Origin of the sequence: Faecalibacterium sp. I2-3-92, from assembly GCF_023347315.1 — a bacterium.
Taxonomy (GTDB): domain Bacteria; phylum Bacillota; class Clostridia; order Oscillospirales; family Ruminococcaceae; genus Faecalibacterium; species Faecalibacterium duncaniae.
Genome location: NZ_CP094470.1, coordinates 651,960 through 674,338 on the forward strand (window position 1 = coordinate 651,960; position 22,379 = coordinate 674,338).

Genomic DNA, 22,379 nt, shown 5'->3' on the forward strand with positions numbered 1-22,379 from the left:
CATCGCGATGTGCTGCCGCCGTGGGCGGCTGAACGGTTCTGTTTGACGGCCTGTTCCGGAAAAAATTCTGGAACAGGCCGTTTTTTCTTGCTTTTTTTTCGATTTGAGAGTAGAATAAGGTGTAAAACTATCTGATGCCGCCCCGCGCGGCCGGAACTTTTACCCTGTAACTTTGTTGACAGCGGACGCAGCTCCGCTTTGAATATTACGAGGTGAGCGTTTCACCCCGTATAGCTGCACAACTTTTTCAATACAAATAAAGGAGTGCACAAATTATGAAAGGCATTATTCTGGCCGGCGGTGCCGGCACCCGGCTTTATCCGTTGACGATGGTCACCAGCAAGCAGCTGCTGCCTGTCTACGATAAGCCCATGATCTACTATCCTCTGTCCACCCTCATGCTGGCCGGCATTCAGGATATCCTGATCATCTCCACCCCCACTGATACGCCGCGCTTTGAGGCGCTGCTGGGCGATGGCAGCCAGTACGGCATCCATCTGCAATATAAGGTCCAGCCCTCTCCCGATGGTCTGGCACAGGCCTTTATTCTGGGCGAAGAGTTCATCGGCGACGACTGCTGCGCCATGATCCTGGGCGACAACATCTTCTACGGCAACGGCTTCTCCAAGATCCTCAAGACTGCCGCCGCCAATGCAGAGACCAAGGGCCGCTGCACGGTGTTCGGCTACTATGTGCAGGACCCCGAGCGTTTCGGCATCGTGGAATTTGACCAGAACGGCAAGGTGCTGAGCGTGGAAGAAAAGCCCGAGCACCCGAAGAGCAATTACGCCATCACCGGCCTGTACTTCTACAACAAGGAAGTGGTCCGGATGGCAAAGCAGGTCAAGCCCTCTGCCCGCGGTGAGCTGGAGATCACGACCCTGAACGATATGTACCTGAAGAAGGACGAGCTGGATGTCCAGCTGCTGGGCCGTGGTTTTGCATGGCTGGATACCGGCACGATGGAGAGCCTGGTGGATGCCGCCGACTTCGTCCGCATGGTCGAGAAGCGTCAGGGTATCAAGATCAGCGCCCCCGAAGAGATCGCCTTCAAGTACGGCTGGATCGACCGCGAGACCCTGCTGGAGAGCGCTTCCCGTTATGGTAAGAGCCCCTACGGCCAGCACCTCAAGAACGTGGCCGATGGAAAACTGAGATATTGATGCAGGAGGGGAAACACCCATGAAAATCATCGTCACCGGCTGCAAGGGCCAGCTTGGCACCGAGATCATCAAGCAGCTGCGGGAGGGCCGCAGCGAGATCGGCCCCATTCCCGAAAAGCTGATGAATGCCACCGTGATCCCGGTGGACCTGCCGGAGCTGGACATCTCCAACTATAAGATGGTGGATGACTTCATCCGCCGCCAGCGCCCGGATGTCATCATCAACTGCGCCGCCTACACCAACGTGGATGGCTGCGAGGTGAACCACGACGCAGCCTTCAAGGCAAATGCTCTGGGCCCCCGCAATCTGGCACAGGCCGCCGAAAAGACCGGTGCCCGCCTGGTGCATGTCTCCACGGACTATGTGTTCTCCGGCCGTGAGAACGGCGGCATTGCACAGGACGAGGCCACCATTCCCGGCCCCATCAGCGCCTACGGCTCCACCAAGCTCATGGGCGAAAAGTATGTGGAGCAGTTCTGCCACCGCCACTTCATCGTCCGCACGGCATGGCTGTACAGCTACTACGGCAAGAACTTCGTCAAGACCATCGTCAACGCCGGCCGGAAATTCGGCAAGCTGGAAGTGGTCAACGACCAGTGCGGCAACCCCACCAACGCGGTTGACCTGGCCCATGAGCTGCTGCAGCTCTGCGTGACCCATGAGTACGGCCTGTATCACTGCACCGGTGAGGGCATCTGCTCCTGGTACGATTTTGCTTCCGAGATCATCCGCCTGTCTGGTGTGGATGCCTCTGTGGCCCCCTGCACCAGCGAGGAGTACAAGGCAAAGCATCCCGAAAGTGCCGACCGCCCCAAGTGGAGCGCACTGGACAACCGGATGCTCCGCTGCACCGTGGGCAACGATGTGCGGGACTGGAAAGAGGCCCTGGCCTGCTTCTTCGCCCACTGGGACGGCGAGAATGGGATGAAGTAAAGGTCAATTAAACCCCTCAGTCTCGCTCCGCTCGACAGCTCCCCTAATAGGGGAGCCTCTGGCGAAACCGGGAACTTTGCGAGGACTGCCAAGGCCTCCCCTACTAGGGGAGGTGGCAATGCGAAGCATTGACGGAGAGGTTGTACAAAGAAAACGCTTCCCCAAGAAGACAAAACCTGAAAATTGAGGTAGAATAAACCTATGAAAAAATATCTGATCACCGGCTGCGCCGGTTTTATCGGCTCCAACTTTGTCCACTATATGCTCAAGAAGTACCCCGAGATCCTGCTGGTCAACCTGGATAAGCTGACCTACGCGGGCAATCTGGAGAACCTGAAGGATGTGGAGGGCGACCCCCGCCATGTGTTCGTGCAGGGTGACATCTGCGACAAGGAGCTGGTGGAGAGCCTGTTCGCAAAGTACGATTTCGATTATGTCATCAACTTTGCTGCTGAGAGCCATGTGGACCGCTCCATCAAGAACCCCGAGATCTTTGTCCAGAGCAACGTCATGGGCACCGTGAACCTGCTGCAGCGTGCCAAGGAAGCCTGGTACGATGCCGATGCCAAGACCTGGAAGGAAGGCAAGAAGTACCTGCAGGTCTCCACCGATGAGGTCTACGGCGCTCTGGGTGCCGAGGGCTTCTTCATGGAGACCACTCCGCTGTGCCCCCACAGCCCCTACTCCTCCTCCAAGGCCAGCGCTGATATGTTCGTTATGGCATTCCACGATACCTACGGTATGCCCATCAACATTACCCGCTGCTCCAACAACTACGGCCCCTATCAGTTCCCCGAGAAGCTGATCCCCCTGATGATCAACAACGTCAAGCACCACAAGCAGCTGCCTGTCTACGGTGACGGTATGCAGATCCGTGACTGGCTGTACGTTGAGGATCACTGCAAGGCCATCGATATGGTCTGCAACGGTGGCAAGATCGGCGAGGTCTACAATGTGGGCGGCCACAACGAGCGCCCCAACATTTTCATCGTCAAGACCATCATCGCGCAGCTGCACGACCGCCTGAAGGACGACGGCATCAGCGAGGATCTGATCAAGCACGTTGCCGACCGTCTGGGCCACGACCGCCGCTACGGCATCGACCCCACCAAGATCAAGAACGATCTGGGCTGGTACCCCGAGACCCCGTTCGAGAAGGGCATCGTCCTGACCATCGACTGGTATCTCGAGCACGAGGAGTGGATGGAGCACATCACCAGCGGCAACTACCAGAAATACTACGAGGAAATGTACAAGAATAAGTAAGTTCTTGCTCGGTATGTTGAAAAAGAGAGAACGTCCATCCGCAGACTGTTCGTAAAACAGTATTCAACAAATGACACGGCAACTGGATGTCAGGATTGGTTACTGTTCACTCCGCTCGGTCTAAAAAGCAAAAAGTCCCATGCCCGCACCGCCAAAGTGCTGGGCATGGGACTTTTTGCGTCTGGGAACGTTACACCTCTATCGAGGTGTACCATACTAGACTTTGTACCAAAGTCGTGTGCCAAAGGAGATTGTGCTCCTTTGGAATTTCCGTCATCATAGAGGAAAGAAACAATCTATTAACTTTCCCATGCAGCAACAATGCTTCTTTCTGGGTTTTGAGGATCAATAGTCACCTCTATAGGTGTTCCCTTGCTCACGAGAGGATTGAACCAAAACCAATGGGACTGTCCATAATAAGTGTCTTTTCCGATCTTATATTGGTACCGGATCACCCAAGGATAAATTACATCTTCATCAGCAAGGTGATAGGTGCTCATGTGGAATTTTATGTGAACCCTTTTTACTGCATTAACTTTTCCGGAAACAATCTTTCCGTTTTTCAGCAGGTCTGCTTTGCGGATGTCTGTAATCCATGCTACCCCGATAATTGCGATAGCAATAAGCCACGCAGCTATGAGTGCCCCGATTCCAACTTGCTTATAGGCGATAGAAATCAGAAAAGCAACAAAAATCCCAACAGCACCAAGAATATGGAGCAAATCTTTAGAAAAGAACTTATGGATTTTTTTCATGGAGAGACACTTCCTTTCACGAGGTTTTGTTACACTTGGAATACGGATAAACCGGGAAGAAGATTGCGGTCATACCGGAAAGATTTCTCAGCCCAAGCTGATTCCCATGCGTTTTGCCACGGTGAGGAGCTCGCAGCCCTCGGGGATATTGCGGGTCTTACCGGCGATATCCTCCAGACGGTTGGAGATGACGTGATTGTTCACGAGAGCCACCGTAACGCCGTACTGCTCGATCTCCACCAGCTTGGCGGCGTAGCTGCCGAACTGGGTAGCCAGCACGCGGTCGTAGGCGCTGGGGCTGCCGCCGCGCTGCATGTGGCCCGGGATGCAGACGCGGGTCTCCATGCCGGTCTTTTTCTGGACGGCAGCGGCAATGCGGTTGGTGGCGGTGGTGTAACCGGCCTCGGCGCGCTTGGCGGTCCACTCCTTGCGCTTCAGCTTGGCTTCATCTACATTCATGGCACCCTCGGCCACAGCGATGATGGAGAAGTTGGAGCCGCGCTTTGCCCGGCGCTCCACGGCCTCGCAGACGCGGTCGATGTCGTAGGGCTGCTCGGGCAGCAGGATGATATCCGCGCCGCCTGCAATGCCGGAGTAGAGGGTCAGCCAACCGGCCTTGTTGCCCATGATCTCGATGCACATCACGCGGCTGTGGCTGCCGGCGGTGGTGTGGATGCGGTCGATGACCTCTGTGGCAATGTCCACAGCGGTGTGGAAGCCAAAAGTCACATCGGTGCCGTAGATATCATTGTCGATGGTCTTGGGCAGGCCGATGATGTTCAGGCCTTCCTGCGAGAGCAGGTTGGCGGTTTTGTGGGTGCCGTTGCCGCCCAGGCAGAGCAGGCAGTCCAGCTTTGCGTCCTTGTAGGTCTTTTTCATGGCCGCGACCTTATCGATCTTGTCATCCTCGACCACGCGCATCAGTTTGAAGGGGGTGCGCTTGGTGCCCAGAATGGTGCCGCCCAGTGTCAGGATGCCGCGGAAGTCATCCTCGCACATCTCCTTGTATTCGCCGTTGATCAGGCCGTGGTAGCCGTTCAGGATGCCCACGATCTCCACATTATCACCCATCCGGGCATACAGTGCCTTTGCCACGCCGCGAATGGTTGCGTTCAGGCCCGGGCAGTCGCCGCCGGAGGTCAGGATGCCAACACGTTTTTTCATCTCACAAATCCCTCGTTTCCTCTTGATCTTTCCCGCCGCAGAGCAGGGGATATCTGGTACTATAAGAGTATTCCCAAAGGGGAAATGTGTCAAGAAAAAATTTTGTAAAAAGAAAAAAGAGACACACCGAAGTATGTCTCTTTTTCGATCGGAGCAGCGGGATTTGAACCCACGGCCTCCTCGTCCCGAACGAGGCGCGCTACCAACTGCGCTATGCCCCGAAAATACCGCAGCCGGAAGGCGACTGCGGTTTTCTGGTTGGGGATGAGAGAATCGAACTCCCACAAGTAGAGTCAGAGTCTACCGCACTACCACTATGCAAATCCCCATCATTCTGTTGTCGTCAGCTTTGAACCTCGCCGCTGACAAGGGATATTATACTATACGGCCCGGGTCTTGTCAACACTTTTTTTGAGATTTTTCGCCTGAGCAGAAAATGCCAAAAACTTTCTCTTTCCGGCAAAGTATGTTAGAATAGAGCCACTAAGATTCAGGAGGATATTTTTATGCTGAAACGTCTGCGCGCAAAGCATCCCATCGGCTTCTGCGTTTTATCCGAGGTGCTGTTTCTGGGCAGCCTGCTGCTGGCATCCTATCTCATTGTGTTTGCACTGGTGCTCTTTGGGGTGGACCTGGAACGGGTGGACTCCTACTTCCTCAGCGCCGTGCAGGAGGCGGTGGGCATGGTGGTGGCGTTGGTCATTCTGGGCCGCACCGGTAAGATGTATCTGCTCCGCCGCCGGGGCAGCGGCTTTTTCAACGGGCTGCTGGTGGGAATGTATCCGCTGGTGCTCATCGGTTACAGCCTGTATACCAAGCTGATGTTCGGGATGCCCGAGGATGGCCAGCTGCAGCCTGCGTTCAGCATCTTCAGCTTCTTTTTGAGCATGGCGCTGGTGGGCGTGGCGGAGGAGTTCATCTTCCGCGGGGTCATTGCCCAGAGCCTGCTGGAGCGCTTCGGCACCGGCAGGGCGGGGGTCTGGAAAGCCTGCCTGCTGTCGGGCCTGCTGTTTGGCGCGGCCCACCTGACCAATCTGCTGTCCAGCGCTCCCTTCGGTGTGCTGATGCAGTGTGTCTTTGCGGCATCGCTGGGCACGCTGTTCGCAGCCATCTATTTCCGCACCGGCAACCTGTGGGTCACGGTGTTCCTGCACGGGGCCATGGACATTGCCTCTATGCTGGTGGGCGGCCTGTACGGCACGGAGGACGTGGCCGAGAGCATTTCGGGCTATGATGCCAGCATGATGCTCTCGATCTTGATCTATCTTATTCCGACTCTCTTCCTGCTGCGCAAAAAGAAGATCGGCGAGGTGGCGCTCTACTTTGGCCGGGACTGCGCCCCGGCAGCTGCTCCGGCCCCGGAGGAAAACGAGGAACGGCTCCGGTGAGCCCTCTTGCCTTTTGAAACAAAAAGGATTACAATCAGTCAAGGCAAACCGAGAGACAAATACTTCGATTCGGAGGAGAAGATATTATGGCATGTACAACGCTTCTGGTTGGTAAAAACGCATCCTATGACGGCTCCACCATGATCGCCCGCAACGACGATTCCGGTTCCGGCCATTTCACGGCAAAGAAATTCGTGGTGGTCCAGCCTGAGGAGCATCCGGCGGTCTACCGCTCGGTGCTGTCCCATGTGGAGATCCCGCTGCCCGGTGACCCCATGCGGATGACCGCCATGCCCAACGCCGTGGAGGGCAAGGGAATCTGGGCCGCAGCCGGTGTCAATGCCGCCAATGTCGGCATGACCGCCACCGAGACCATCACCTCCAACCCCCGCGTGCTGGGCGCTGACCCGCTGGTGGTGTACCAGCCTGCCAGGGGGGAGCAGCCCGAGGTGCCCGGCGGCATCGGCGAGGAGGACATCGTCTATCTGGTGCTGCCCTACATCCACACCGCCCGCGAGGGCGTGGAGCGGCTGGGCAAGCTGCTGGAGACCTACGGTACTTACGAGATGAACGGCATCGCGTTCCAGGATGTGAACGAGATCTGGTGGCTGGAGACCATCGGCGGCCATCACTGGATGGCACGCCGTGTGCCCGATGACAGCTATGTGGTGATGCCGAACCAGCTGGGCATTGATGCCTTTGATCTGGACGATGCCTTTGGCGCGCAGGAAAACCACCTCTGCTCGGCTGACCTGAGGGAGTTCATTGCAAAGTATCACCTCGACCTGGCACAGGACGGCGTGTTCGACCCTCGTGCCGCCTTTGGCAGCCACACCGATTCCGACCACGTTTACAACACGCCTCGTGCCTGGTACATGCTGCGCACCCTGAACCCCACCACCTGGGTCTGGGATGGCCCCGATGCCGACTATACTCCGGCTTCCGACGACCTGCCCTGGTGCATGGTGCCTGAGAAGAAGATCACCCCCGAGGACGTGAAGTATGTGCTGTCCAGCCATTATCAGGGCACGCCGTACGATCCGTATGCAAGCTACGGTGCCAGAGAGAACCGGGGCGTTTACCGCTCCATCGGCATCAACCGCAACGACTTTGTGGCGCTGATTCAGCTGCGGCCTGATCTGCCCGCCGACCTGCAGGCAGTGGAGTGGGTGGCCTACGCCTCCAATGCCCTGAACGCCATGGTGCCCTTCTACGCCAATGTGGAGACGACCCCGGCCTATCTAGCCGGCACCACCGGTGAGGTGTCCACCGACAGCTTCTACTGGGTCAGCCGGATGATCGCTGCGATGGCGGATGCTTCCTATGGCAAGTCGGTGTTCCATGTTGAGCGCTATGAGTTGGGGGTGCTCTCCGCCTGCCGTGCCCTGCTGAATCAGTATGACGCAAAGCAGCTGGCCGAGACCGACCCCGCCCGCCGCGCTGCCCTGCGCCAGGAGGCCAACGAGGCCCTGGCTGCTGAGGTCAAGGCCCGCGCCGCCGACACGCTGGATAAGGTGCTGTTTGAGCTGAGCAGCAATATGAAGAACGCATATTCCCGTTCGGATATGTGATATTTGAACGATATAATCCATCTGGTAGAAATAAGAATGCCCTGTACCATGCAAAACGGTACAGGGCATTGTTGTTTTGAAAGATAATTTAAGCGGCCAGAGCGGTCTTGATGGCGTTCATCACGGCATCGCTGTTCTCACAGCACACCATGACCACTTCGCCGGTGGGGACAGTGGCCACCTTGGCGGAGGCGGCAATCTGGTACTGATCCTCGAGGTAGTGCTCCATCGTCTGCTGCTGGTTCTGGATATAGGCATCCATTGCGTCCACGACCTCCTGCGTCTTGCCCTCAGCAGGCTTGACGATGGCAACGCCGTAGCTCTGCACCATCATGGCAGAGAGGGAGGCGGCAAGATCGGTGTAGCTGCCCTCGGGCAGGTCCAGCAGGGGGAGCAGCATGTTCTGGATCTCATCGTTCAGGTCCTCCGCCGGATAGCTGGCGCTGTAGCCGTACTGGGCGGTGAACTTGCCGTCCTCTGCCGGGGAGAAGATCATATAATAATCATTGTCCTCGGCTTCCCGGGCATCGTGGATGATCTGGGTGTAGTTTTTGGGGGTGGTATCTTTTTTGCTGCCGCAGCCGGTGAACACCAGCAGGGCACAGCCAAGAGCCAGCAGAGCGGCAAGAATGCGTTTTTTCATGGTCGTAGTTCCTTTCGTCTGACAAAGGCAGGGTGATCGTGATCAGTCTGCCCGCCTTTGGGGGCGTTTATGCAGCCGCTGAACGGCGGCCTTGTATCAGGAATACGGCCCGGTCGGCCGGAAGATTGCACGGCAGTTGTAACAGTTCTGTGAACGGCTTACAGCTGCAGCGCTTCCAGATCACCATGGTTGACCGGAGTAGAAAGGATGATCTGGGTGCTGGTGGTGCCCAGCTTCTGGAACTGCAGGATCAGGTGCTCCAGCTGGGGCATGCTGCCGCAGCTGACCTTGATGAGGAAGGTGTAGGCACCGGTGACATGGTAGCACTGCAGCACCTCCTTGCTGTTCTGCATCAGCTCCACCAGCTCGTCCCGGTGGCTGGGTGTGACGGACAGGCTGATGAGCGCGTCCACATAGACACGGTCTGCCGGGCGGTTCAGCACCACGGTGTAGCCGCTGATGATGCCGTCGGTCTCCAGCTTGTGGATGCGGCTGGAAACAGCCGGGCTGGTCAGTGCCACCTGCTCGGCGATCTCCTTGACGGGCATCCGGGCATTTTTTGCGAGAAGGGAGAGGATCTTGCGGTCTAAATCGTCCATGAGAAAGGTCTCCTTTTATGTTTTTGTTGAATTGTACAAAAATTTTTAAAAGTAAAGTTTTACTGTTGTCGCAATCGCATAAACTGCGGAAAAACTCGCTTTTGTGTTTTCTGTGTTAATTATATAAAGTTTTGATCGAAATGTAAAGTGCTAAATTAAAGCAAATGCCAAAAATTTTGTTTGACAAGAAAAGAAAAAAGCGTATAATACATATCGCAGGGCACGGTAAGCGCCAAAGACTGCGCAAAACACGTTGTTTCTCAAGTGCCTGCATTTGAATTGCGATTCCCAACTTTATATACTTTCCCACCCCTCTATACACAAAAACCCGCTGCCAGGCGGGTTTTTGTGTTTGTTGGGGATTTTTTTATTTGTTCGAGACGATAGGACGGCGGGGAGTTTCCCAAAGCAAGTGTCCGGAGGGTGGGACCCGACTGCCGTCAGGCAGTTGGGCGGGGGATGGAATGCCCTGCAACGGCAACGACCGCCGCCAGTGGCGGATACAGGGAGTTGCTGTTGGGGCCGCGGCCAGCAAGACGCAAGCAACGCGCAGCGGATGCTGGGAGCCGCAACCCGAATTCGCGTCCGGAGAGCAGATGCTTAAACTAAATATCCTTCAAAATAGTGCAGGTCCTCGGTTTTGACGATGCCTTCCAGATAGAGCCCGTCCTCCCGGTATTCCTCCACCTGCACGCTGCCCCGCTCCCGCATGGGGGCGGCCAGGCCCAGCTTATCATAAGGCAGCAGCACCCGGATGGTGTGCACCCGGTCACTGAGCAGCTCGTCCAGCTTTTTCAGCAGGGCATCCAGACCGTAGCCGGTCTTGGCACTGGTCAACAGGATGTCCGGGTCAAAGTTCAGGGCATTGGGCTTGTCACACTTGTTGTAAACGGTCAGGCGGGGGATGTCGGCACAGTCCAGCCCGTCCAGGACCTCATCGGTAACGGCCAGCTGTTCTTCCCGCTGGTCGTCGCCCGCGTCCGCCACCCGCACGATGACATCAGACCATGCGGCTTCCTCCAGCGTGGATTTGAAGGCCTCCACCAGATTGTGGGGCAGGCGGGAGACAAAGCCGACCGTGTCCACCAGCAGAACAGCCATGCCGCTGGGCAGAACCAGCTTCCGGCTGGTGGGGTCCAGGGTGGCAAACAGCATGTCGGCCTCGGCCACGCTGGGGCCGCACAGGGCATTCATCAGGCTGGATTTGCCCACGTTGGTGTAACCCACAAGGCTGACCACCGGCATCCCGGTCTTGGCCCGGGCCTTGCGGCTCTCGCCCCGGCGCTTTTCCATCTCGGCCAGCTTTTCGGCCAGTGCGTCGATGCGGGCGTGGACGTGGCGGCGGTCCAGCTCCAGCTTGGTCTCACCGGCACCACGGCGGGCACCTCCACCGCCGCCGCCACCGCCGCCCTGGCGGCTCAGGCTTTCGCCCATTCCCTGCAGGCGGGGCAGACGGTAGCGCAGAAGCGCCAGTTCGGTCTGCAGCTTGCCCTCGTTGGTCACGGCGCGGCTGCGGAAGATCTCCAGAATCAGCATGGTGCGGTCAATGACCTCCATGCCGCCCAGCGCCGTGGAGATGTTGCGGATCTGGCTGCCGGTCAGCTCGCCGTCAAACACGGCACACTCGGCACCCAGCTCCCCGGCGGCAGCGGCGGCCTCCTCCAGCTTGCCGCTGCCCAGCACGATGCCGGTCTCGGGGGTCTGCCGCTTCTGGGTCACGGATGCCACAGCCTCCATGTGGTTGGCCTCGCAGAGTGCAGCCAGCTCGTTCAGGCTGCGCTCACAGTCCCAAAGCCCCTGATCCAGGGCCAGTAAGATGACCTTTGTGGGGGGCGTTTCTACTAAAATGTCATAAAGTTCGCTCAAAATAAACCTCTCAGTTCTTCGTAATGTTCTCTTGTCAATGCGTAGCACCTGCAGGCAACCGGTGTGCCGTCAAATTTGTGGTAGACAGAATCGTGGTCGTAGACAAAGCCGGCTTTCTGCTGGACCCGGCCGCTGGCAGGATTTTCAAACGCATGGCAGCAGGCCAGCCAGCTACTATCTGTATTTTTGAACCAGTATTCTACAACTGCTTTTAGCGCTTCGGTGGTAAAGCCTTTGTTCCACCAGGCCTTGCCGATGCAGTAGCCGACCTCCCACACGCCGTTCGTGTGGTCGAAGCCGGGCCAGGGGTCACGCTCCGGCTCGGCGGAACTGGATGTGAACACGCCGATGGTGCCAAACAACTGTCCGGTGGCCTTTTCCACGATGCCCCACTCGTAGTAATCTCCATTGGGGTAGAGAAGCGCCCATGCGGCCAGCAGTTCCCGGGTCTCGTCCACGTTTTTGTGGGGCTCCCACCGCAGCCAGCGGGTCACGTCCGGGTCGTTGGCCCAGTTGGCGTACATCATGGGGGCATCCTCCGGGGTCAACGGGCGCAGAAGCAGCCGCTCCGTTTCGATCGTTTGTGTGCCTGCATGGCGCATGATACATCTCTCCTCACATGTAAAAGTTACGCATAGGATAGCACAAAACTGCCCTGCCTGCAAGCTGTGGCACGAAAAAACGCTTGACAAGAGGCGAAACTTTATTAAACTGAAGAATATAGAGCTTATTTGTGAGATGCGAGGAAGTATATATGATGAACATCCGCGAACTGTTACAGACCCGCCCCCTGCTTTTTGATGGTGCCATGGGTACTTATTATAAGGCGGCTCCCGGGGTGGAGTGCGAGCAGGCCAACCTGACCGACCCGGCGGGGGTGCTGGCTGTCCACCGGGAGTATCTGGCGGCAGGGGCTGATGCCGTCAAGACGAATACCTTCAGCCTGCCCCGGCTGGCGGCGGCACACACGCCCGGCTGGGAACAGCTGGCGCAGGCAGGCTGGCAGCTGGCTGTGCAGGCCGCAGAGGAGACAGATGCCGCCGTTTTTGCCGACCTCGGCCCGGCTCCGGATACCGAGGCGGTTCCGGCGGGGCAGGTATATACGGCTGTGGCAAAGCAGTTCGCGGCGCTGGGGGCCAGGAATTTCCTGTTCGAGACCCTGAGCTCCGATGCAGGCCTTCTGGATGCCGTGGGGGCCATCAAGGCGGAAGTGCCGGATGCCTTTGTGCTGGTGTCCTTTGCGGTCCTGCCCGACGGCTACACCCGGGAGGGCATGTACTGCAAAGACCTTGCCCGGCGGATGCAGGAAAGCGGCATCGTGGATGCCGTGGGCCTGAACTGCGTGTCGGCACCCGGTGCCATGCGCACACTGGCAAAGCAGCTGGGGGCCACGCTGCCCCTGTCGGTCATGCCCAACGCGGGTTATCCCGTTGTCACCCGGACGCAGGTGAAGTATCAGGGCAGGCCGGAGTACTTTGCAAGGGAGCTGGGCCGTCTGGCCGCCGAGGGCACGGTTCAGATCCTGGGCGGCTGCTGCGGCACCACCCCCGCCCACATTGCCGCCCTGCGGGCGGAGCTGGACAGCCTGCCCGTGGTTGAAAAAACGGCTCCGGCAGAAGAGTGCTCCACCGTGAAGGAACAGACGGTGGAAAATGAGGATGCTTTCCTGCGTAAGCTGAACGCAGGGGAAAAGGTCATTGCCATTGAGCTGGATTCTCCCCGCAATGCGGACCTGACCAGTTATCTGGAAGGGGCAAAAAAGCTGCAGGCGGCGGGCGCTGACCTGCTGACCATTGCCGACTGCCCCATTGCACAGGCCCGGATGGATTCCTCTCTGGTGGCCTGCCGGGTCCACCGGGAGCTGGGGCTGTGCACCCTGCCCCACATGACCTGCCGCGACCGCAACCTGAACGCCACCAAGGCCCTGCTGTTGGGCCTGTATGCCGAGGGCGTGCGGGAGGTGCTGGCCATCACCGGTGACCCCATCCCCACGGCAGAGCGGGACGAGGTGAAGAACGTTTACCAGTTCAACTCCCGCAAGCTGGCCCAATACATCGTCTCGCTGGCAGGGGAAGGCCGGGAGATGCCCGGCCCTATGACCGTGTTTGGTGCCCTGAATCTGAACGCCCGCAACTTTGATGTGGAGCTGCGCCGGGCAAAGGAGAAGCTGGAAAACGGCATGAGCGGCTTTCTGACCCAGCCGGTGCTCTCGGCACAGGCGGTGGAAAACCTGAAAAAGTCCCGGGAGACGCTGGGGGCCGATGCAAAGATCCTGGCCGGTATCATGCCGGTGGTCAGCCAGCGCAACGCCATCTTCATGGAGAACGAGATCAACGGCATCCATGTGGAGGACTGGATCATTGAAAAGTTTGCCGGGCTCGACCGTGCCCAGGGCGAGGAGCTGGGGCTTGCCATCTCGCTGGAAATGGCAAAGGCCGCCCTGCCGTATGCGGATGGCCTCTACCTGATGACCCCCTTCAACCGGGTGGCCCTGATGGAGCGGCTGATCGGCAGATTGAAGCAGGAAGTTCTCGGAGCATATTGACAAAACGCCAAAAAAACGTTATATTCTTTGTATAAATGCAACGAGAAAGAGTGTGCGCGGCAAACCGCCTTGCAGAGAGCCGGGGGCAGGTGAGAGCCCGGCAGGTAAGCGCCGCGCACTGTCGCTTTTGAGCAGGGGCGGTGAAGCCAGTAGCCGCCCTCGGAGCTGCCCCACGTTACCGGGGCATCAAGGGGCACGGGCTGTGTTTGCAGCCGGTGCAATTTGGGTGGTACCGCGGTATGTAGTTTACAGCCGTCCCATGGAACGTTCCGTGGGACGGCTTTTTTCGTCCCACTCATCACATTTTTGGGAGGATACAATGAAAGAACTCGCAAAACAGTACGATCCCAGCCAGGTGGAAGACCGTATCTACCAGTTCTGGCAGGACGGCGGCTACTTCCACACGGAAGCGGACCCCGACAAGAAGCCTTACACCATCGTCATGCCCCCTCCGAACGTGACCGGCCAGCTCCACATGGGCCATGCGCTGGATAACACCATGCAGGATGTGCTCATCCGCACCAAGCGGATGCAGGGCTATGCCGCCCTGTGGGTGCCCGGCACCGACCACGCATCCATCGCCACCGAGGCCAAGGTCGTGGAGGCCATGCGTGCCGAGGGCCTGACCAAGGAGATGGTGGGCCGCGACGGTTTCCTGGAGCGCGCCTGGGACTGGAAGACCAAGTACGGCAACCGCATCGTCAGCCAGCTGAAAAAGCTGGGCACCAGCTGTGACTGGCAGCGGGAGCGCTTTACCATGGACGAGGGCTGCTCGGATGCCGTCAAGGAAGTGTTCGTGCGCCTGTACGACAAGGGCCTGATCTACCGCGGCAACCGGATGGTCAACTGGTGCCCCCATTGCAACACCTCCATCTCGGATGCCGAGGTGGAGTACGAGGAAAAGGACGGCAATTTCTGGCACCTGCTCTACCCGGTCAAGGAGACCGGTGAGATGCTGGAGCTGGCAACCACCCGCCCCGAGACCATGCTGGGTGATACCGCTGTTGCCATCAACGGCGAGGACCCCCGCTATGCCCATCTCCACGGCTGCCATGTTGTCCTGCCCCTGCTGAACAAGGAGATCCCCATCGTCTGCGACGAGCACGCTGATATGACCAAGGGCACCGGTGTCGTCAAGATCACCCCCGCCCACGACCCCAACGACTTTGAAGTGGGTCTGCGCCATGATCTGCCCATTGTCCGGGTGTTCACCTATGACGGCCACATGACCGGTGCTGCCGATAAGGCCGCTGCCGATGCACTGTTTGCCGCAGGCAAGAACACCGTGAACGAGCCCGAGGTGCTGGACTGCGGCAAGTACGCCGGCATGACCACCCTCGAGGCCCGCAAGGCCATTCTGGCAGACCTGAAGGAGGGCGGTTTCCTGAAGGAGATCGAGCCCCTGAAGCACGAGGTCGGCACCTGCTACCGCTGCCACTCCACCATCGAGCCCATGGTCTCCAAGCAGTGGTTCGTCAAGATGGAGCCGCTGGCAAAGCCCGCCATCGAGAGCGTGGAGAAGGGCGAGATTAAGTTCGTGCCCGAGCGCTTTACCAAGAACTACCTCAACTGGATGAAGGGCACCCGCGACTGGTGCATCAGCCGTCAGCTGTGGTGGGGCCACCAGATCCCGGCCTTCTACTGCGATGACTGCGGCGAGACCGTGGTCGCCAAAGAGATGCCCTGCACCTGCCCCAAGTGCGGCGGCAGCCACTTCACCCAGGACCCCGATACGCTGGATACCTGGTTCTCCTCCGCTCTGTGGCCCTTCAGCACTCTGGGCTGGCCCAATGAGGACAGCGCGGACCTGAAGTACTTCTACCCCACCAACACGCTGGTCACCGGCTATGATATCATCGGCTTCTGGGTCAGCCGCATGATCTTCTCCGGCCTGGCCTACACCGGCAAGGCTCCCTTCGACACTGTCTGTATCCACGGCATCGTCCGCGACAGCCAGGGCCGCAAGATGTCCAAGAGCCTGGGCAACGGCATCGACCCGCTGGAGGTCATTGCCCAGTACGGCGCGGATGCACTGCGCTTCATGCTGCTGGACGGTTCCACCCCCGGCAACGATATGCGTTACAGCGAGAAGAAGGTGGAGGCTGCCCGCAACTTTGCCAATAAGCTGTGGAACGCCACCCGTTTTGTCCTGATGAACCTGCCCGAGGACTTCCAGCCCGGCCTGCCTGAGGAGAGCAAGCTGGACATGAGCGACAAGTGGGTGCTGACCAAGCTGAATCAGGTGGCCGGTGCCATGACCGACAACCTCGACCACTTCGAGATGGGTCTGGCCGCGGCCAAGATCAACAGCTTCATCTGGGATGTCTACTGCGACTGGTTCATCGAGATCGCAAAGCCCCGCCTGAACTCCGGCGATGCAGAGCAGGCAGATACCGCCCGCCGTGTGCTGGTGTATGTGCTGGACAAGGCCCTCAAGCTGCTGCATCCCTTCATGCCCTTCATCACGGAGGAGCTGTATCAGGCCCTGCCCGGCTCCGCCGAGACCATTATGACCCAGAGCTGGCCCACCTTTGACGAGGCACACAACTGGGCCGAGGAAGAGGAAGCCTTTGAAAAGGTCATGGACTACATCAAGGCAGTCCGCACCATGCGCACCGAGATGAATGTCCATCCTGCCAAAAAGACCAGCATGATCATCGAGACGGCTGATCCCGCTCCCTTCCGGAATGCGGAGGTCTATCTGGCAAAGTTTGCCTTTGCCACCGACGTGACCTTTACGGAAAAGTACGAGGGCAGCACCGATGGCATGGTGCAGGTGTCCACCCACACCGCCCGCGGCTTTATCCCCATGATGGAACTGATCGACCGCGAGAAGGAGCTGGCCCGCCTGAACAAGGAAAAGGCCAAGGCTGAGAAGGAACTGGCCATGTTTGAGAACCAGCTGGCCAACCCCAAGTTCGTGGAGCGTGCCCCCGCTGCTCTGGTGGAGGAGATCCGCGCAAAGCGCACCAACAGCCAGAGCAAGCTGGCCAACATCGAGCAGAGCATCAAGGCTCTGGGCTAAGCGGATGCAGGAACAGAATCAACGCACCTCCCCGTGGCTCATCGCGTGGCGGGTGATCTTTACCTTTGCCCTCATCGGCTGCATCGTGTTCATCTTCTCCAACTCTCTGCAGATCGCGGATGTGTCCGAGGGGGCCAGCGGCCGGGTACTGGGGATACTGCAGGGCATCCTGCGGCATCTGGGCCTTCCCGGTGCCGCTGACCGGCTTACCATGCACATCGTGCGCAAGCTGGCGCATTTCTGCGAGTATCTGCTGGAAGGCTTCCTGCTCATGCTCTGCCTGCGGGTGTACACCCGGCACTTCTTCAAGCATGTGTCCTGGCCCATGCTGGGCGGCCTGCTCACAGCCCTGACTGATGAGACCATCCAGCTCTTTGTGCCGGGCCGCAGCGGCCAGGTCACCGATATCTGGATCGATTTTTCCGGCGTGATGACCGGTCTGCTGGTGGGGCTCATCCTGCTGGGGCTTATCCGGATGTGCATCATTCTCTATCAACATCGAAACGAGGTTTGACGCAATGACCATTGAACAGGCAAATGCCTATTTTGCATCTCTGCCCGAGGGCTTTGCCCCGGCCCGGCAGCTGCAGGAAGCCCTCTCTGCCAAGGCAGGCCGGGTGGATTATCTGGGCGTAGCCGGTACGGCTGGCAAAACGACTGCCGCCGCCCTCACGGCGGCGGTGCTCAGAGCTGCCGGTCTCGTTACCGGCAGCTACCATGCAGGCTGTGAGCCGCTCTCTGCCCGCATCCGGGTGAATGGGGAGCCTGTGGCACCGGAGCTGCTTGCACAGGCCGCCGAGACCCTGAGCGCCCGGGAGACCCTGCCCCGTGCGGCCGCCGAGCTGGCTGCCGCTGCCCGCTGCTTTGGCGAGGCAGGCTGTGCGCTGGCCGTGGTGGAGCTGCCCGATGCGGGGCTTGCCGAGGCCCTGCCCAAGATGCCGGTCTGTGCGGTGACCTCCATCGGCCCGGACGGCATCAGCGCCTCGCTGGAGCGCTCCGCCGCGCTGGCGGCCGGTGTCATGCGCAAGGGCAGCATCTGCGTCACCGCGCCTGAGCAGCCCAAGGCTGTGGTCAGTGAGCTCGTCGTGGCCGCCGGTAAGGCAGACTGTGAGCTGGTCGTGCCGGACCCCGATGACATCACCTTCCTCGAAGCCGAAAAGTTCGCCAGCCGTGTGGACTACGGCGGTTATACCGTGCCGCTGGCCTTCCTGGGCCGTCACGCGGCGGGCAGTGCCGCCATTGCGGTGGAGCTGGCCCTGGCCCTCTGCAAAAAGGGCTATGACATCCCCGATGAAGCCATTCTGGAAGGTCTGGCCGCTGTGGAGAACCGCAGCAGCATCCGGGTCCTCTCCCAGCGTCCGCTGGTGGTGCTGGATGCCTGCCGCACCCCGCAGCAGGCCATTGCCCTGCTCCGCGTCCTGAACATGGCCAAGGTGCGCCACCTGAGCGCTGTCATCGGTCTGGCAGAGGAAGAAGGAGCCGAGGCCTTCTTCTCCGCGCTGGAAAGCGGCTTGACGGCTGAGACCCAGAAAAAAGACCGTACCACCATGCCCGGCATGAGCGAGAATCCCTTTGATAAGGTGTTCCTCGTTCCCCCGGTGGGTACGGATGCCGCCATGACCGAGCGCCTGCTGGAAAAGGCACGCTACCACTTTGATGCCGAGCTCTGCGGGAGCCTGGCCGAAGCCGTGGAGCTTGCCCGGGCCAACAGCCGCCGCGGCCTGCTGATCTGCGGCGGCGAAGCCATCGCACTGGAGGCTGCCGATCTGCTGGCTGAAAAGTAAGCGACACCCTTTTCTAAAATATGCCCGAAAGAGCCTGTACACTGATGAAAACGTGTACAGGCTCTTTTATTTTGGTTTAGAGGAAACCGCTCGGGCTATGCTTCGCTCTGCCGACCTCCCGGAAAGGGGAAGCCTCCGGCAGACCGGACAAGCCTGAGCGATTCACGCAAGGAAAGGACAGAAAATGGCAACAGTTACATTCAGTGCGGCGGACGATCTGCTCTATGCCTATCTGGCAGGTGAGATCGACCACGATGCCGCACAGAACCTGCGCATCCAGCTGGACGATGCCCTTTTGGCCCGCACCCCCAAAACACTGGTGCTCGATCTGGGCGGGGTTGGGTTTATGGATTCGTCCGGGGTGGGGCTGATTCTGGGCCGCCAGCGCTGCGCCCGCAGTCTGGGCGGAACCCTGCGTATTCAGCACGCCCCGGAGCAGCTGCGCCGCGTTCTGCGGCTGGCCAATATCCCCTGCACGGATGCAGGACAGGAGGAATGAAGATGAAAGCGGAAAACACGACCAGGATCCAATTTGATTCCCTCAGCGTCAACGAAGCGTATGCCCGCGGTGCGGCAGCGGCTTTTCTGGCCCGGTATGACCCCACCGTGCCCCAGCTGGCGGACCTGAAAACGGCGGTATCCGAAGCAGTCACCAACTGCATCGTCCACGCCTACCCCGACCGGGTGGGGCCCATCACCATGACAGTCTCCGTTTATCCGGGGCGGGTGGTCAGGATCGTGATCGCAGACAAAGGGGTCGGCATCCCGGATATCCCCAGAGCGATGGAGCCGCTCTTCACCACCGGCAACCCGGAGGAGCGCTCAGGTCTCGGTTTTGCGGTTATGCAGAGCTTTATGGATAAAGTCAGTGTGCGCTCCGCTCCCGGCCGGGGCACCCGGGTCATTCTGACAAAGCATCTGGAGGAAAAGCCCTCTACATAAAAGGAAATGAGGGAATACCATGGTAACGGACAAGACCCGGCGCAGTGCATTCATTGAACAGAACCTCGGGCTAGTACACGCCTGTGCCGGACGCTTCCGGGGCAGGGGCATTGAATACGATGATCTCTACGGCGCTGGCTGCATGGGGCTGGTCAAGGCGACCGACGGCTTTGATGAAGGACGCGGGGTCTGCTTTTCTACCTATGCAGTGCCAGTAATCCTGGGCGAGATCAAAAAGCTCTTCCGGGAGGGTGGCACAGTCAAGGTCAGCCGCTCCTTAAAAGAACTGGGACTGCGGGTCAATGCGGCGCGGGAACATCACAGGAAGCTCTGCGGCACCGAGCCGACCCTTTCTCAACTGGCAGAAGAGCTGGGGGAGAGCGTGGAGAACATCACACTTGCGATCCAGGCTGCACAGCCCGCCCTGAGCCTGACCCCGGAAGGGGAGAACAGTGACCGGCAGATAGATATCCCGGTGGAATCTCCGGAGGAAGAACTTGCGGATAAGATCGGCCTGGCCGAAGTGCTGGAAAGTCTGCCGGAAGAGGACCGGCTCCTGATCCGTCTGCGGTTCTATGCCAACCGCACCCAGAGTGAGACGGCAAAAGTACTGCATACCACGCAGGTACAGATCTCCCGGCGGGAGCGCAAGATCCTGCGCAAAATGCGGGAGCGGTTATTGGAATGAGCCGTGCAAAAGAAAATAGGGCTTTTCTTGAAAAATGTGAAAAAAGGCTTGCTTTTTGTCTGAGTCTGTGCTAAAATACATTACTGTCAGGCGGATGTCTGACACAAGCGCTTCAGAAAAAACGGATGAAAAGTGACGAAGGTCGATTGGTTCTTCTAAGAACTTCAAAAAATCTTCAAAAAAGTGCTTGACATTCTAACACAAACGTGCTAAAATGTATAAGCTATCAGCCGCTAAGGCTGAGGCGCACAGGACCTTGAAAATTGAACAATATCGAAAAACTTGTAACGGAACCTATTTTCGTGTTGGAAAAACACGTTAAACAATTCCAAACAAAGTAATTCACACAGGACGCAAGCGATTGCGTGCTGAGCGAAACGATTTAACACTTTTTAAGTGATAAATATCATTTATAAAGAGTTTGATCCTGGCTCAGGACGAACGCTGGCGGCGCGCCTAACACATGCAAGTCGAACGAGCGAGAGAGAGCTTGCTTTCTCGAGCGAGTGGCGAACGGGTGAGTAACGCGTGAGGAACCTGCCTCAAAGAGGGGGACAACAGTTGGAAACGACTGCTAATACCGCATAAGCCCACGGGTCGGCATCGACCAGAGGGAAAAGGAGCAATCCGCTTTGAGATGGCCTCGCGTCCGATTAGCTAGTTGGTGAGGTAACGGCCCACCAAGGCAACGATCGGTAGCCGGACTGAGAGGTTGAACGGCCACATTGGGACTGAGACACGGCCCAGACTCCTACGGGAGGCAGCAGTGGGGAATATTGCACAATGGGGGAAACCCTGATGCAGCGACGCCGCGTGGAGGAAGAAGGTCTTCGGATTGTAAACTCCTGTTGTTGAGGAAGATAATGACGGTACTCAACAAGGAAGTGACGGCTAACTACGTGCCAGCAGCCGCGGTAAAACGTAGGTCACAAGCGTTGTCCGGAATTACTGGGTGTAAAGGGAGCGCAGGCGGGAAGACAAGTTGGAAGTGAAATCTATGGGCTCAACCCATAAACTGCTTTCAAAACTGTTTTTCTTGAGTAGTGCAGAGGTAGGCGGAATTCCCGGTGTAGCGGTGGAATGCGTAGATATCGGGAGGAACACCAGTGGCGAAGGCGGCCTACTGGGCACCAACTGACGCTGAGGCTCGAAAGTGTGGGTAGCAAACAGGATTAGATACCCTGGTAGTCCACACCGTAAACGATGATTACTAGGTGTTGGAGGATTGACCCCTTCAGTGCCGCAGTTAACACAATAAGTAATCCACCTGGGGAGTACGACCGCAAGGTTGAAACTCAAAGGAATTGACGGGGGCCCGCACAAGCAGTGGAGTATGTGGTTTAATTCGACGCAACGCGAAGAACCTTACCAAGTCTTGACATCCTGCGACGATGCTGGAAACAGTATTTTCCTTCGGGACGCAGAGACAGGTGGTGCATGGTTGTCGTCAGCTCGTGTCGTGAGATGTTGGGTTAAGTCCCGCAACGAGCGCAACCCTTACTGTCAGTTACTACGCAAGAGGACTCTGGCAGGACTGCCGTTGACAAAACGGAGGAAGGTGGGGATGACGTCAAATCATCATGCCCTTTATGACTTGGGCTACACACGTACTACAATGGCGTTAAACAAAGAGAAGCAAGACCGCGAGGTGGAGCAAAACTCAGAAACAACGTCCCAGTTCGGACTGCAGGCTGCAACTCGCCTGCACGAAGTCGGAATTGCTAGTAATCGTGGATCAGCATGCCACGGTGAATACGTTCCCGGGCCTTGTACACACCGCCCGTCACACCATGAGAGCCGGGGGGACCCGAAGTCGGTAGTCTAACCGCAAGGAGGACGCCGCCGAAGGTAAAACTGGTGATTGGGGTGAAGTCGTAACAAGGTAGCCGTAGGAGAACCTGCGGCTGGATCACCTCCTTTCTAAGGAGTCAGGCAGATGGAAGAACATCGAAGATGGTCGGCCATCTGGAACAGGTGACAGATACAAGCAGAGTAGATATTGTTCGATTTTGAGGGCCCTGAAAAGGGGTTACTCAAAACCTTATG

The 22,379-nt window shown here is 58.2% G+C and carries 18 protein-coding genes, 2 tRNA genes, 1 rRNA gene and 1 other annotated feature; of the genes, 13 read left to right on the forward strand and 8 right to left on the reverse strand.

Annotated features, from left to right (window positions below):
- Positions 1-275 precede the first annotated feature (275 nt).
- The 3 genes from rfbA to rfbB all read left to right on the forward strand — a co-directional run bounded on the left by rfbA (position 276) and on the right by rfbB (position 3,363).
- Positions 276-1,163, forward strand: a complete 888-nt coding sequence (gene rfbA / locus MTP42_RS03035; protein ID WP_156182605.1) for a glucose-1-phosphate thymidylyltransferase RfbA — start codon at positions 276-278, stop codon at positions 1,161-1,163.
- A 19-nt stretch (positions 1,164-1,182) separates the two neighbouring features.
- Positions 1,183-2,097, forward strand: a complete 915-nt coding sequence (gene rfbD / locus MTP42_RS03040) for a dTDP-4-dehydrorhamnose reductase (RefSeq protein WP_097771807.1) — start codon at positions 1,183-1,185, stop codon at positions 2,095-2,097.
- A gap of 201 nt (positions 2,098-2,298) precedes the next feature.
- Positions 2,299-3,363 (forward strand): dTDP-glucose 4,6-dehydratase, encoded by a 1,065-nt coding sequence (gene rfbB, locus MTP42_RS03045; protein ID WP_097771808.1) that lies wholly within the window; start codon positions 2,299-2,301, stop codon positions 3,361-3,363.
- Positions 3,364-3,662: 299 nt separating this feature from the next.
- Here the strand turns inward: rfbB and MTP42_RS03050 are convergent, their stop codons facing one another.
- From MTP42_RS03050 to MTP42_RS03065, 4 genes are all read right to left on the reverse strand, one after another.
- Complete coding sequence (locus MTP42_RS03050) at positions 3,663-4,118, reverse strand: DUF3592 domain-containing protein (protein WP_097772737.1); 456 nt, start codon at positions 4,116-4,118, stop codon at positions 3,663-3,665.
- Positions 4,119-4,205: 87 nt separating this feature from the next.
- The gene (locus tag MTP42_RS03055; protein ID WP_097772736.1) at positions 4,206-5,282 is read right to left on the reverse strand and encodes a 6-phosphofructokinase; all 1,077 of its coding nucleotides are present in this window, start codon (positions 5,280-5,282) and stop codon (positions 4,206-4,208) included.
- Between the two features lie 148 nt (positions 5,283-5,430).
- A tRNA-Pro gene (locus MTP42_RS03060) sits at positions 5,431-5,503 on the reverse strand.
- Positions 5,504-5,537: 34 nt separating this feature from the next.
- Positions 5,538-5,611 (reverse strand) — tRNA-Gln (locus MTP42_RS03065).
- A 177-nt stretch (positions 5,612-5,788) separates the two neighbouring features.
- Between MTP42_RS03065 and MTP42_RS03070 the strand changes: the two genes are divergently transcribed.
- Together MTP42_RS03070 and MTP42_RS03075 are read left to right on the forward strand one after the other, a co-directional pair.
- Positions 5,789-6,670, forward strand: a complete 882-nt coding sequence (locus MTP42_RS03070; RefSeq protein WP_249257941.1) for a CPBP family intramembrane glutamic endopeptidase — start codon at positions 5,789-5,791, stop codon at positions 6,668-6,670.
- Positions 6,671-6,756: 86 nt separating this feature from the next.
- The gene (locus MTP42_RS03075) at positions 6,757-8,241 is read left to right on the forward strand and encodes a C69 family dipeptidase (protein ID WP_035395069.1); all 1,485 of its coding nucleotides are present in this window, start codon (positions 6,757-6,759) and stop codon (positions 8,239-8,241) included.
- Between the two features lie 88 nt (positions 8,242-8,329).
- Here the strand turns inward: MTP42_RS03075 and MTP42_RS03080 are convergent, their stop codons facing one another.
- The 4 genes from MTP42_RS03080 to MTP42_RS03095 form a co-directional block, all read right to left on the reverse strand.
- Positions 8,330-8,884 carry a DUF4358 domain-containing protein gene (locus tag MTP42_RS03080; RefSeq protein WP_249257942.1) on the reverse strand — a complete coding sequence of 185 codons (555 nt, stop codon included), beginning with the start codon at positions 8,882-8,884 and terminating at the stop codon, positions 8,330-8,332.
- 158 nt (positions 8,885-9,042) lie between these two features.
- A complete protein-coding gene (locus tag MTP42_RS03085) occupies positions 9,043-9,483 on the reverse strand; it encodes an Lrp/AsnC family transcriptional regulator (protein WP_097771813.1) in 441 nt (146 codons plus the stop codon).
- A gap of 600 nt (positions 9,484-10,083) precedes the next feature.
- Positions 10,084-11,349 (reverse strand): GTPase HflX, encoded by a 1,266-nt coding sequence (gene hflX / locus MTP42_RS03090; protein WP_249257943.1) that lies wholly within the window; start codon positions 11,347-11,349, stop codon positions 10,084-10,086.
- Entirely contained in the window at positions 11,346-11,951 is a 606-nt protein-coding gene (locus MTP42_RS03095; protein ID WP_005936533.1) for a GNAT family N-acetyltransferase, read from the reverse strand. Before MTP42_RS03095 ends, hflX begins: the two co-directional genes overlap by 4 nt.
- Before the next feature lie 152 nt (positions 11,952-12,103).
- On the opposite strand from MTP42_RS03095, the gene MTP42_RS03100 reads away from it, so the two are divergent.
- The 8 genes from MTP42_RS03100 to MTP42_RS03135 all read left to right on the forward strand — a co-directional run bounded on the left by MTP42_RS03100 (position 12,104) and on the right by MTP42_RS03135 (position 22,253).
- The gene (locus MTP42_RS03100; RefSeq protein WP_249257944.1) at positions 12,104-13,894 is read left to right on the forward strand and encodes a bifunctional homocysteine S-methyltransferase/methylenetetrahydrofolate reductase; all 1,791 of its coding nucleotides are present in this window, start codon (positions 12,104-12,106) and stop codon (positions 13,892-13,894) included.
- 31 nt (positions 13,895-13,925) lie between these two features.
- Positions 13,926-14,157: a binding site (T-box leader), on the forward strand.
- 56 nt (positions 14,158-14,213) lie between these two features.
- Positions 14,214-16,919 (forward strand): valine--tRNA ligase, encoded by a 2,706-nt coding sequence (locus tag MTP42_RS03105; protein WP_097772728.1) that lies wholly within the window; start codon positions 14,214-14,216, stop codon positions 16,917-16,919.
- A 4-nt stretch (positions 16,920-16,923) separates the two neighbouring features.
- Positions 16,924-17,433 (forward strand): VanZ family protein, encoded by a 510-nt coding sequence (locus MTP42_RS03110; RefSeq protein WP_156066790.1) that lies wholly within the window; start codon positions 16,924-16,926, stop codon positions 17,431-17,433.
- Between the two features lie 4 nt (positions 17,434-17,437).
- On the forward strand, positions 17,438-18,703 hold the full coding sequence (locus tag MTP42_RS03115) for a folylpolyglutamate synthase (protein ID WP_249257945.1): 1,266 nt from the start codon (positions 17,438-17,440) through the stop codon (positions 18,701-18,703).
- Between the two features lie 184 nt (positions 18,704-18,887).
- The gene (locus MTP42_RS03120) at positions 18,888-19,202 is read left to right on the forward strand and encodes an anti-sigma factor antagonist (RefSeq protein ID WP_005936547.1); all 315 of its coding nucleotides are present in this window, start codon (positions 18,888-18,890) and stop codon (positions 19,200-19,202) included.
- 2 nt (positions 19,203-19,204) lie between these two features.
- On the forward strand, positions 19,205-19,645 hold the full coding sequence (spoIIAB, locus tag MTP42_RS03125) for an anti-sigma F factor (RefSeq protein WP_035395071.1): 441 nt from the start codon (positions 19,205-19,207) through the stop codon (positions 19,643-19,645).
- A gap of 19 nt (positions 19,646-19,664) precedes the next feature.
- Positions 19,665-20,333, forward strand: coding sequence for a sigma-70 family RNA polymerase sigma factor (locus MTP42_RS03130; protein ID WP_117477378.1), 669 nt, complete (start codon positions 19,665-19,667; stop codon positions 20,331-20,333).
- A 409-nt stretch (positions 20,334-20,742) separates the two neighbouring features.
- A 16S ribosomal RNA gene (locus MTP42_RS03135) occupies positions 20,743-22,253 on the forward strand.
- The last annotated feature ends 126 nt before the right edge of the window (positions 22,254-22,379 follow it).